Source organism: Thioclava sp. JM3 (assembly GCF_002213185.1).
Classification (GTDB): domain Bacteria; phylum Pseudomonadota; class Alphaproteobacteria; order Rhodobacterales; family Rhodobacteraceae; genus Thioclava; species Thioclava nitratireducens.
This window is the reverse complement of record NZ_NBOB01000001.1, coordinates 261,150-273,164: the sequence shown is the minus strand read 5'-3', so window position 1 is coordinate 273,164 and position 12,015 is coordinate 261,150. Positions and strand designations below refer to the sequence as shown.

Genomic DNA, 12,015 nt, shown 5'->3' with positions numbered 1-12,015 from the left:
GGCCTCCTATTCGAATTCCATTTCCTCGTAGACGACGCCCGCGTTTTTCGTCGCCAGTTCCTCGAACGTGTCGAGGTTTTTGTAGGGGCTCTGATCCACGTAGTAGGCCTCGGCCAGATCGCCACCATTGTCGAGATGTTCGGCGATCTTTCCGCGCAGATATTTCAGGTAGCCCGTCGTTCCGCGCGTGACCTTCTCGAGGTTCGTCGGATGGCCGTGACCGGGGATGATGAAGGCAGGCTCCAGCGGCGCGAATTTGGTCTCGAAGGTCTCGATCCAGCAGCTCGTGCAGGTGCCCGAGAAGATCGGCGGCATCCGTTCCGAAAAAGCGATATCGCCCGCGATCATGAATTTCTGTTCCGGCAGCCAGACCTGCGTGTCGCCGGGGCTGTGCGCGGGGCCCAGATGCATCACTTCGATGGTCATATCGCCCATCTCGATGACGCGCTTGTCCTCGAAAGTCTCGGTGGGCAGCTTCGGATCGGTGCCTTCGGCGGTTTCCTTACCGTAGCTCTTGAGCGCCTCGAAGGCGCCGCCGGCGTCATGTTCGAACTCGGCCGCCGCATCGACATGGGCGAGCACCGGCACGCCCTGTTCGATCCAGTAATTGTTGCCGAGCATCGAATGGCCCTGACCGTTCTCGTTGATCACCAGCTTCACCGGCTGATCGGTGACCGCCTTGATCTCGTCATGCAGCGCCTTGGCGAGCTGATAGGACGCGCCGGAATTCACCACGACCACGCCATCGCCGGTGACGATGAAGCTGAGATTGTTGTTATGACCCGAATTCTCATAGGTCGGCGGCGCGGTGGCCCCGATCGCGGTCCAGACGCCGGGGATCACCTCATAGGGCTTAGAGTAGAGAACCGAACCGGGATACATATCCGGCACGTCTTCAGAGGCGAGTACGGGGCTCAGATGAAGAAGTCCCGCCAAGACGCTGGTCAAAAGGAGTTTTTTCACCCTCAGACCTCCGGCACGTAGCGATAGGCGTCGCCGTCGCGCTCGACCCGGCCCAGGCCGCCTTCGGGCAGGTGATAGCCGATGATCGGCAGCTTGTCGGTCGCCAGCTGATCGAGCAACGCGACACGGGTCTCCGCGCCCAGATCGGGGTTTTGGTCGGAGCCTGCCGCCATGCCCGGCGCGGCGAAGGCGAGGTAGTGGTTCACGATCGCATCGCCGATGATGAAGGCCTGCGTCTCGCCGTTCTTGACGTGGAAGGACATGTGACCGGGCGTGTGGCCGGGCGTCATCTGCGCCAAGATGCCGGGGAGGATTTCCTCGCCATCTCCAAAGGTTGCAATCTGGTCTTCAAGGATCTGGAGGCGACGCAGCGCGCCTGCCGCGAAGGTCTTGCGGCCCTGATCGATCGTGTCGAGCGTCTCCGGGTTGAGCCAATATTCGAATTCGTCCTTGCCCATCATGTGCTCGGCGTTGGCGAAGAACGGCTCGTCGAAATCGTCGAGCACGCCCCAGAGGTGATCCGGGTGGCCATGGGTGAAGACGACATGGGTCACGTCCTCGGGGGCGACTTCGAGCGCGCCCATTGCTTCCATCAGCTTACCCGCAGACGGCATGAAGTCATTGCCCGACCCCACGTCGAACAGCACGGTGTTGGTGCCGTCGCGATAGAGCGTGACGTTGCAGGGCGGTTCGACCGAGTCTCCGGTGATGCCGTAGCTCTCGAGGATCGGCTTAGCCTCCGGATTGTCGGTCACAAAGCCGATCGGCAGCACGAGATTGCCATCGGACAGCGTGTCGAGCCGGGCCGAACCCATCTCGAGGGTCTGGGCGGCGAAGCTGAGCCGGGGAAGGGCTGTCATGGCGCCCATGGCCAGCCCTCCGCGCAGAATGGTGCGTCGCGTGAATGTCATGCCAGTCCTCCCTAGCTGGTATTCAATTCCACGAATATGAACGAGAGGCAGCGGCAGGGCAAGCGGTCAGATCACGAGATCGCGACCGATCTCCTTGCAGCTTGGCAGTTTCTCACTGCGCGGCTTTGAGAGCACCCTCCGCCGCTTCGCGGATCGCGCGCATATTCTGGCCATACACCTCCGGCCTATCGACCGAGCCGCCCTTGAAGACGGCGGAGCCCGCGACGAAGCAATCCGCACCAGCCTCGACCAGCGGGCCGACCGTAGTCGGATCGACGCCGCCATCCACCTGAATGTGAATCTCCCGATCGCCAATCATTTCGCGCACTTGGCGGACCTTGTTTATGCTGGAGGGGATGAATTTTTGGCCGCCGAAACCGGGATTAACGCTCATCACGAGAACCATATCGACGAGGTCTAGCAGTTCCGAGATCACGTTGGCGGGCGTGCCGGGGTTCAGCGAGATGCCGCATTTCACGCCCTGCGCCTTGATCGCCTGCAGCGTGCGGTGCGGGTGCGGACCGGCCTCCCAATGCGCCACGATCATGTCGGCACCCGCTTCGGCATAGGCCTCGATGTAAGGGTCGACCGGCGCGATCATCAGGTGGACGTCCATGAAGGTCTTCACATGCGGGCGGAACGCTTTCACGGCGGGCGGGCCGAAGGTGAGGTTCGGCACGAAATGCCCGTCCATCACGTCGACATGGACCCAATCGGCCCCCTGATCTTCGATGGCGCGGATCTCGGCGCCGAAATTGGCGAAATCGGCCGACAGGATCGAGGGCGCGATCTTGATGGAACGGTCAAAGCTCATGGGGGCCTCCTTGGCGGCTCATTTCGTCAGTTGCGCGAACAGGGTCGGCAGTTTCTCGGGCAGGCGCTCGACCTGATCGATCACGGTGTAATTATTGGTCCCGAAGATGCGCGACACATAGGCATCGGCTTCGGGGTCCAGCGTCAGACAATAGCTGTTAATGCCGATCTGCTGGAGTTCCGCAACCGCCTTCTTGGCATCCATGCGCAGATATTGCGGGTCGCGCTCGTCGATATCGGCCGGTTCGCCATCGGTGACGATCAGCAACAGTTTATGGGCTTCCGGGCGCAGGGACAAATGATGGGCGGCATGGCGCATCGCGGCCCCCATGCGGGTCGAGAGCCCGCCCTTCATGCCCGCAAGGCGGCCTTTGACCTCGGAATCGAGCTTCTGTTCGAAATCCTTGAAGCGCTGATATTGCACGTCATGGCGGCCATCCGAGGAAAAGCCGTGGATCGCGAACGGGTCGCCGATCCCTTCGATCGCCGCGGCCACCAGCGCCGAGGCTTCGCGCGTCAGCTCCAGCACGGTCTTGTCCGAGCCGCGCACGGTCTCGTTGGTGCTCTCCGACAGGTCGAGCAGGATGCAGACCGCCAGATCGCGCCGGTTGATGACGTTGCGCATGGTGATCCGCATGTCGGGCTGCATGCCGATGCGCTGCATCACCATCGCATCGACGGCGGCGTTGATATCCAGCTCGTCGCCATCCTCCAGCCGCCGCTGGCGCGAGATGCCCTGCGGGCGCAGCCGGTCCACGATCTGCTTGATCCGGTGACGGATGCCGCGATGCGCGGTCAGGATCGTGTCGATCTCGTCCGGGTCGCCCATCGGCGGGCGGTGTTCGTAGACAGTCGACCACGACGGGCGCATCAACTGCACCTTGTAATCCCATTCACCGTAATGGAACGGGTCGGAGATCGGGGCCTTGCCCTCCATCTCGTTATAGCTGACGCCCTCATCCTCGTAGGGGAACAGCTCTGACGACAGCACCCAGACCTCCTGCGCATCGTCGCCCGCGGTCTCGACATCCACCTCGTTGACGAATTCCATCAGGCCCACGCGCTTGCGCACCTGACCCTGCGCGGGCTGATAGGCGTTCTGGTTCGACCAGTCGTAATCCGAGAGCGACCAGATGAAGCGGTTGTCGTCGCGATACGGAATTTTCAGAGATTCGAGAATGCGAAGGGACGGCACCGCGCGGCGCTGCGCCAGCAGGTTGTAAAGTTCGACGCCCAGCGACCAGGAGAACATCGTCTCGCGCGCATTGCCCGCGATCTCGCCGTGGAAGGTCTCGACGAGATTGTCTATTTCCAGATCGCCGGTGCGGGTGCCGGGCGTGTTGAGCGCGCGGGCGACTTTTTCCAGCAGATACATCGTCTCGTGCTCGTAAGCGCCGGGTGGCGTGTCCGGCATCAGCCGGTCGAACATCGCGCGCAGCCCCGGAAAGGCCCGCGTCGCGCAATATTCGACGCGGGCATCCTCGATCATGCCGATCAGGAAAATCTGCGCCGGATTGAGCGCTTCCTGCCCCAGCCCGTGATCGGAATAGACGATATGGGCCGCCATATGGGCGCACATCGCGCGGTAGAGATCGAGGCCGGAGGCGCCGTTGATCCCGTCCACCGCATCGGGCAGATGCAGCGCGCCGTCCTCGATGAAGGGGCGGAACCCCTCGAAATCGGCGGCAGAGGGACGCAGGAAGAAATCGCGGGCCCAGAAGGCGCGGAGGTAGAAGTTCAATCGGCGCTGGCTGTCGATGAACAACGTGCCGCGGCGTTCCTGTTTGAGCACCGCACGGCTGTCTTCCGAGACGAGCCCGAAGTAATCCGCCTGTTTCGGCAGGTCGCGGCGATAGGCTTCGGCGCCGAAATCCACCCAGCGGCGCAGGCCCGAGAGCGTGAGTTTCGCCAGCAGTTCTTCGAGCACGCCGAACATCGGACGCAGTCCCCGTGGCGCACGGGCCGCCAGCCGGTGCAGCAGCGCCAGATAGCCGCGCAGCAGTTCCGGATCGCCGAAGCGGTTGGCGGCGCCGGGCAGCGTGTCGAGCATCAGCACCAGGATTTCGCCCGACACCATCGAGGCCAGCTTCAGCACCGCGCCCACCACGTCCCGAATGACGTCCTCGCCGCATTCCTTGGCGACCTGCGGCATCTCGTCGAGATAGGAGATCAGCAGCCGCGGCCCCTTGCCGAGCGAGGTCATCGCCTTCGCACCGTCCATGTAATCCTTCAGCCCGGCGGGCGACATCATCCGCGCCGCCTCGTGGAAGAGCCCGTCGAGGGTCTCCTCCAGCTCCGGCGCGGATTTGATCAGATCGGCGGCGTAATCGTCGAGATCGACCTTCATCGGACGCGCTCCTTACGCCACCTTCGAGCTGTCGGTGATCTCGGGGAAGAAGGTCTGGACGGCCGCCTGCAACGTGTCGCGCATATCCGCGTCATCTGTCAGCGGCTCCACCAGCGCCATCTGGCAGGCGGCTGGCGCGGGGATGTCCTGCGAGATCAACTGGCCTGCATAAACGAGAAGGCGCGTCGACATGCCCTCATCGAGCCCGTGGCCCTTGAGGTTGCGCGAGCGTTGGGCGACCTGCACGAGCTTTTCGGCGGTCTTGAGGTCAATCTCGGCCTCGTGGCTGACGATCTCGGCCTCGGTCGCGGCCTGCGGGTAGTCGAAGCTCATCGCGCCGAAACGCTGCTTGGTCGATTGCTTGAGGTCCTTCATCATCGACTGGTAGCCGGGGTTATACGAGATCACGACCTGAAAATCGGGATGCGCGTCGACTAGCTCGCCCTTCTTCTCCAGCGGCAGCTGGCGGCGGTGATCGGTCAGCGGGTGGATGACGACGGTGGTGTCCTGACGGGCCTCGACGACCTCGTCGAGATAGCAGATCGCGCCGATCCGCGCGGCAACGGTCAGCGGGCCGTCCTGCCATTTCGTGCCGTTGATATCGAGGAGGAACCGCCCGATCAGGTCGGACGCGGTCATGTCCTCGTTACAGGCCACGGTGATCAGGGGGCGTTTCAATTTCCACGCCATATATTCGACGAAGCGCGACTTGCCGCAGCCCGTGGGGCCCTTGAGCATCACCGGCATCCGCACGTCATAGGCGGCGGCGTATTGTTCGATCTCGTTGCCGACGGGCCGGTAGTAGGGCTCGGTCTTCACGCGGAACTGGTCTGGGTCGATATCGCTCATGGGTGGCTCTCCGTCGCGCTGGAAAATCCGGAAAAATGGGGCAGGGCGGGCCGCCGCGATCGGCAGCCCGCCCCGGTATCAGATCAGGCAGAGGCCGACATGTCGGCGCGGTGCACCACCATCGAGGTGCCCTGCGTCTGCTTGAAGTTGTCGTAGCCGACGAGGCGGACATGGTTGCCCGGGTTGGCCTTCTTGCACATCTCGATCTCGCGGAAGATCGCATCGACATCGGTTTCCCCGAACATCGGCAGCTTCCACATGTACCAGAAGTTCGAGCGCATATTCTCGGGCTCGGTATGCTCGATGGCCGGGTTCCAGCCTTTCGAGACGATGTATTCCACCTGCTTGCGCAGCTCGTCATCGCTGAGCTGGGGCAGATAGGAGAAGGTGCCCATCTTGCGGCTGTTCGGGTCCGAGATGCGGGAGCCGTAATCTTGCATTTCACTCATGGTGTCAGTCCTTTCTCAGGCGTTTGTGGGAGGGGCGCGCCTTAGCGGTGCGCCACGTCCAGCTTGTCCACGGTGTCGAACTCGAACTTGATCTCTTTCCACGTCTCCATGGCGATCTTGAGTTCGGGCGAGTGCTTGGCGGCCGAGGTCATGATGTCTTTCGCCTCCTTCTCGAGATCGCGGCCCTCGTTGCGTGCCTTGACGCAGGCCTCGACCGCGACGCGGTTGGCCGCTGCGCCCGCGGCGTTGCCCCAGGGGTGGCCCAGCGTGCCGCCGCCGAACTGAAGGCAGCTGTCATCGCCGAAGATGTTGACCAGCGCGGGCATGTGCCAGACGTGGATGCCGCCCGAAGCCACCGGGAGCACGCCCGGCATCTGACCCCAGTCCTGATCGAAGAAGATGCCGCGCGAGCGGTCTTCCTTGACGTATTTGTCGCGCATCAGGTCGATCCAGCCGAGCGTCGCCTCGCGGTCGCCTTCGAGCTTGCCGACGACGGTGCCCGAGTGCAGGTGGTCGCCGCCCAGAAGGCGCAGCATCTTCGCGAGAACGCGGAAGTTGATGCCGTGCTTGGGGTGGCGGTCGATCACGCCATGCATCGCGCGGTGCACGTGCAGCAGCATGCCGTTATCGCGGCACCAGCGGCTCAGCGAGGCCTGCGCGGCCCAGCCCATCGTCAGGTAGTCCGACATGATGATCGGCGACCCGATCTCCTTGGCGAACTCGGCGCGCTTGTACATCTCTTCGATGTTCGGCGCGGTGACGTTCAGGTAGTGGCCCTTGCGCTCGCCGGTTTCGCGCTCGGCCTTGTCGATCGCTTCCTGACAGAACTCGAAACGGTCACGCCAGCGCATGAAGGGCTGCGAGTTGATGTTCTCGTCATCCTTGGTGAAGTCGAGTCCCCCCCGCAGCGCCTCGTAGACCGCGCGGCCGTAGTTCTTGGCCGAGAGACCCAGCTTCGGCTTGATCGTGCACCCCAGGAAGGGACGGCCGTATTTGTCGAGCTTGTCGCGCTCGACCTGAATGCCGTGGGGCGGGCCGTCACAGGTCGTCACGAACCACAGCGGGAAGCGCACGTCTTCCAGACGCAGGGCCCGCACGGCCTTGAAGCCGAAGACGTTGCCCACGAGCGAGGTGAAGACGTTGACGACCGAGCCCTCTTCGAACAGACCCATCGGGTAAGCGATGAAAGCGTAGTAGCTCTCGTCATCTCCCGGCACGTCCTCGATCGCGTAGGCACGACCCTTATAGTAGTCGAGATCGGTCAGCAGGTCGGTCCAGACGGTGGTCCAGGTGCCGGTCGAGCTTTCTGCGGCGACGGCGGCTGCGGCTTCCTCTCGCGGGACGCCGGGCTGCGGCGTGATCTTGAAGACGGCGAGCACGTCGCTGTCCTTGGGGGTGTAGTTCGGCTCCCAATAGGTTTCACGGTATTCCTTGACGCCGGCGCTGTATTTACCGGGATTTGCATGCTGGTTCATCGGGGTCTCCTTGTCTCCCTAAATCCGATAACTGCGGCCCCGGGCGCTCGACTGCCGGGATCGCGGGTGTGTCAGGCGGCCTTGGCCGCGGAAATCACCGGGTCGAGCGATCCCTCGGCATAGCGCTTGGCCATGTCGTCGAGGTCGATCACCTTGATCTTGCTGGCATTCCCGGCGGTGCCGAAGCGCTGGAAGCGGTCGAGGCAGAGCTTCTCCATCTCTTCCATCGCGGGGATCATGAATTTGCGCGGGTCGAATTCCGTCGGCTTGCTTTGCGCGACCTTGCGGAACTGAGCCGTCAGGGCCATTCGGTTGTCGGTGTCGATATTCACCTTGCGCACGCCCGACTTGATGCCGCGCTCGATCTCTTCGACCGGCACGCCGTAGGTCTGGGGCATCTCGCCGCCGGACTCGTTGATCAGGTCCTGCAGATATTGCGGCACGCTGGACGAGCCGTGCATGACCAGATGGACGTTCGGAATCTTCGCATGGATCTTCTCGATCTGGCTGATCGCGAGGATGTCGCCCGTGGGCTTGCGCGAGAACTTGTAGGCGCCGTGGCTGGTGCCGCAGGCGATCGCCAGCGCATCGACCTTGGTCAGCTTGACGAAATCCAGCGCCTCGTCGGGATCCGTCAGCAGCTGGTCGTGGCTGAGTTTGCCAACCGCGCCCGAGCCGTCTTCCTCCGCCGCTTCGCCGGTCTCGAGATTGCCGAGCACGCCCAGCTCGCCCTCGACCGAAGCGCCCACCCAATGAGCCATATCGGCCACGCGCTTGGTAATCGCGACGTTGTAATCCCAATCGGCGGGGGTCTTCATGTCCTCTTTCAGCGAGCCGTCCATCATCACCGAGGTGAAGCCGTGGCGGATCGCGGTGAGGCAGGTGGCCTCATTATTGCCGTGGTCCTGATGCATGCACAGCGGGATATCGGGATACATCTCCGACAGCGCCTGGATCATGTGGCGCAGCATGATGTCGCCGGCATAGCTGCGCGCGCCGCGCGAGGCCTGCATGATGACGGGCGCGTCGCATTTCGCCGCCGCCTTCATGATGGCGATACCCTGTTCCATGTTGTTAATGTTGAACGCCGGCACGCCGTAGCCGTATTCCGCGGCGTGATCGAGCAATTGTCTGAGCGTAATCAGTGCCATATCAGGTGTTCCTTACGTTGTGGGCCTTACGTTGCGGGCCTAACCGGTCGCGCCGCGGTCAGAGGAGCTTTCCCATCGCGACGGCGGTGTCGGCCATGCGGTTGGAGAAGCCCCATTCGTTGTCGTACCAGCTGAGGATGCGCACCATCCGGCCGTCCATCACTTTGGTCTGGTCCATGTGGAAGACCGAAGAGTGAGGATCGTGGTTGAAGTCGCTGGAAACATTGGGTTTGTCGGTGTAGCCGAGGATGCCTTTCATCGGGCCGTCAGCGGCGGTGCGGATAGCCGCGTTGAGCTCTTCCACAGTGGTCTCTTTCGCGGCCTCGAAGACCAGATCGACGACCGAGACATTCGGCGTCGGCACGCGGATCGCGACTCCGTCCAGCTTGCCGTTGAGCTCCGGCAGCACCAGACCCACGGCCTTCGCAGCCCCGGTCGAGGTCGGGATCATCGACAGCGCGGCGGCGCGGGCGCGATACATGTCGGAATGCATCGTATCGAGCGTCGGCTGGTCGCCGGTATAGCTGTGGATCGTCGTCATGAAGCCTTTCGAGATGCCGATCGCGTCGTTGAGCGCCTTGGCGACCGGCGAAAGGCAGTTCGTCGTGCAGGACGCGTTCGACACGACCAGATCGTCCTTGGTCAGCGCACCGTGGTTCACGCCGTAAACGATGGTCTTGTCAGCACCGGCCGCCGGGGCCGAGACGAGCACGCGCTTCGAGCCGTTCTCCAGGTGGAAGGCAGCTTTCTCCCGCGCGGTGAAGATGCCCGTGCATTCCATCGCGATGTCCACGTCGCCCCAGGGCAGCTCCTTCGGGTCGCGGATCGCGGTGACCTTGATCTTGCCGCGGCCTGCGTCGATCCAGTCCTCGCCGGTGGTGACCTCCTGCGGGAAGCGGCCGTGGACGCTGTCGAATTGCAGCAGATGGGCGTTGGTTTCGACCGGGCCCAGATCGTTGATCGCAATTACCTCGATATCGGTGCGACCCGACTCGATGATCCCGCGCAGCACGTTGCGGCCGATACGTCCAAACCCGTTGATGGCAACTTTAACCGTCATTCTCGTTAGTCCCTCAGATCAGTTCTTTTGCATCCGAAACAATCGCTTCGGACGTGATGTTGAAGTGTTCGTAGAGCGCCGGGGCAGGGGCCGAGGCTCCGAAACCGGTCATGCCCACGAAGCGGTCCTCGGGGCGCAGGAAGAGATCCCAGCCCTGACGGATCGCGGCTTCGCAGCCGACGCGCGGGGCATCGCCGAGAACCTCGGCGCGATAGGCCGCGTCCTGTTTCTCGAAAAGCTCGAAACACGGCGCGGAGACGACCGCGGCCTTGATCCCTTGCTCGGCCAGTTGTTCGGCAGCGGCCATTGCGATCTCAACTTCGGACCCGGTGGCGATCAGCGTCACGTCGCGGGCCTCGGGTGCGCGCAGCAGATAGGCGCCGCGTGCGGTGAGGTTCTCGTCCGTATGTTCGATGCGAACCGTCGGCAAACCCTGACGCGAGGCCACGATCATCGTCGGCGTGGCCGTCGAGGTCATGGCGATTTCCCAGGCCTCGGCGGTCTCCACCGCATCGGCCGGTCGGAGGACGAGCAGGTTAGGAATGGCCCGGAGCGAGGCCAGATGCTCTACCGGCTGATGGGTGGGACCGTCCTCGCCGAGGCCGATCGAGTCATGGGTCATGACATAGCAGGTCGGCACGCCCATCAGTGCCGACAAACGAATTGCGGGGCGGCAGTAATCGGCGAAGGCCAGGAAGGTGCCCCCATAGGGCCGCAGCCCGCCATGGAGCACGATACCGTTCATCGCAGCGGCCATGCCGTGCTCGCGAATGCCGTAATGGATGTAATCGCCGGTGAAATCGGTAGGCGTGATCGATTTCATGCCCGAGGATTTCGTGAGGTTCGAGCCGGTCAGATCGGCCGAGCCGCCCACGGTGAAGGGCAGGGTGGCGTTGACCACTTCCAGCGCCATCTGGCTCGCATTGCGGGTCGCTACCTTGGGCCTGTCCTGCGACAGCTTGCGCTTGTAGAGGGCGATCGCGGCGGGCAGGGCGCTGGTGTCGGCCTCTTCTGCGGCGAGGAAGTCGGCGCGAGCGGGCGCGGCGTTCAGCCTCGTCTCCCATTCCGCCCGCGCCCGCGCGCCGCGCGAGGCGATCCGGCCCCATTCCTCGTAGATCGCGGCCGGAATTTCGAACGGCGGATGGTCCCAATGCAGTTGCTTGCGCGCGGCAGCGATCTCGGCGTCACCCAGCGGCGCGCCGTGGACATCGTGGCCACCTTGCTTGTTGGGCGCACCGAAGCCGATGATGGTGCGGCAGGCGATCATCGACGGGCGCGGATCCTGACGCGCGGCCTCGATCGCAGCGGCGATCTCGGTCGGGCTGTGGCCGTCGCAGTCGACGACATGCCAGCCGGCGGCGGCGAAACGCGCCTTCTGATCCATCGAGGTGGAGAGATCGGTGTCGCCGTCGATGGTGATCGAATTGTCGTCCCACAGCACGATCAACTTGCCGAGCGCCAGATGACCCGCGAGGTCGATCGCCTCGTGGCTGATCCCTTCCATCAGGCAGCCGTCGCCCGCGATGACATAGGTAAAATGATCAACCAGATCGGTGCCATAGCGCGCGTTCTTCATCTTCTCGGCAATCGCCATTCCCACGGCGGTCGCGACACCCTGACCAAGCGGCCCGGTGGTCACTTCGATCCCGTCGGCATGGCCGTATTCCGGGTGACCAGCGGTGCGCGAACCCAGCTGGCGGAACGCCTTGATTTGGTCCATGCCCATGTCTTCATAGCCCAGCAGATGGTTGATCGCGTAGAGCAGCATCGAACCGTGCCCGGCCGACAGCACGAAGCGGTCGCGATCGGGCCATTTCGGCGCGGTGGGATCGATATTGATGAAGCGGTTGAACAGAACCGTCGCCACATCGGCCATGCCCATCGGCATGCCGGGATGGCCAGAATTGGCCTTTTGCACCGCATCCATCGCGAGCGCGCGGATCGCATTCGCCATCCGGGTTTCTTGCGTAATTTGAATATCTTTCATCGCCTTGTTC

At 63.2% G+C, this 12,015-nt stretch carries 10 protein-coding genes; all 10 read right to left on the bottom strand.

The annotated features are described in order from the left end of the window. Window positions 1-6: 6 nt before the first annotated feature. Complete coding sequence (locus tag B6V73_RS01275; RefSeq protein WP_077701221.1) at window positions 7-882, bottom strand: MBL fold metallo-hydrolase; 876 nt, start codon at window positions 880-882, stop codon at window positions 7-9. An 83-nt stretch (window positions 883-965) separates the two neighbouring features. Next, window positions 966-1,874 (bottom strand): MBL fold metallo-hydrolase, encoded by a 909-nt coding sequence (locus B6V73_RS01270; RefSeq protein WP_088724316.1) that lies wholly within the window; start codon window positions 1,872-1,874, stop codon window positions 966-968. Window positions 1,875-1,986: 112 nt separating this feature from the next. Continuing rightward, a complete protein-coding gene (gene rpe, locus B6V73_RS01265; RefSeq protein ID WP_088722783.1) occupies window positions 1,987-2,688 on the bottom strand; it encodes a ribulose-phosphate 3-epimerase in 702 nt (233 codons plus the stop codon). A gap of 18 nt (window positions 2,689-2,706) precedes the next feature. Further along, entirely contained in the window at window positions 2,707-5,034 is a 2,328-nt protein-coding gene (locus B6V73_RS01260; RefSeq protein WP_088724315.1) for a VWA domain-containing protein, read from the bottom strand. Between the two features lie 12 nt (window positions 5,035-5,046). Next, on the bottom strand, window positions 5,047-5,883 hold the full coding sequence (locus B6V73_RS01255) for a CbbQ/NirQ/NorQ/GpvN family protein (RefSeq protein ID WP_088724314.1): 837 nt from the start codon (window positions 5,881-5,883) through the stop codon (window positions 5,047-5,049). Between the two features lie 83 nt (window positions 5,884-5,966). Beyond that, window positions 5,967-6,332: a ribulose bisphosphate carboxylase small subunit gene (locus B6V73_RS01250; protein ID WP_075774814.1), complete on the bottom strand. Its 366-nt coding sequence runs from the start codon at window positions 6,330-6,332 to the stop codon at window positions 5,967-5,969. Between the two features lie 41 nt (window positions 6,333-6,373). Next, a complete protein-coding gene (locus B6V73_RS01245; RefSeq protein WP_088724313.1) occupies window positions 6,374-7,807 on the bottom strand; it encodes a form I ribulose bisphosphate carboxylase large subunit in 1,434 nt (477 codons plus the stop codon). 71 nt (window positions 7,808-7,878) lie between these two features. Beyond that, the gene (gene fba, locus B6V73_RS01240) at window positions 7,879-8,958 is read right to left on the bottom strand and encodes a class II fructose-bisphosphate aldolase (RefSeq protein WP_088724312.1); all 1,080 of its coding nucleotides are present in this window, start codon (window positions 8,956-8,958) and stop codon (window positions 7,879-7,881) included. Window positions 8,959-9,016: 58 nt separating this feature from the next. Then, window positions 9,017-10,018: a type I glyceraldehyde-3-phosphate dehydrogenase gene (gene gap, locus B6V73_RS01235; protein ID WP_088724311.1), complete on the bottom strand. Its 1,002-nt coding sequence runs from the start codon at window positions 10,016-10,018 to the stop codon at window positions 9,017-9,019. Between the two features lie 13 nt (window positions 10,019-10,031). Then, window positions 10,032-12,005, bottom strand: a complete 1,974-nt coding sequence (gene tkt / locus B6V73_RS01230) for a transketolase (protein ID WP_088724498.1) — start codon at window positions 12,003-12,005, stop codon at window positions 10,032-10,034. Between the last annotated feature and the right edge of the window lie 10 nt (window positions 12,006-12,015).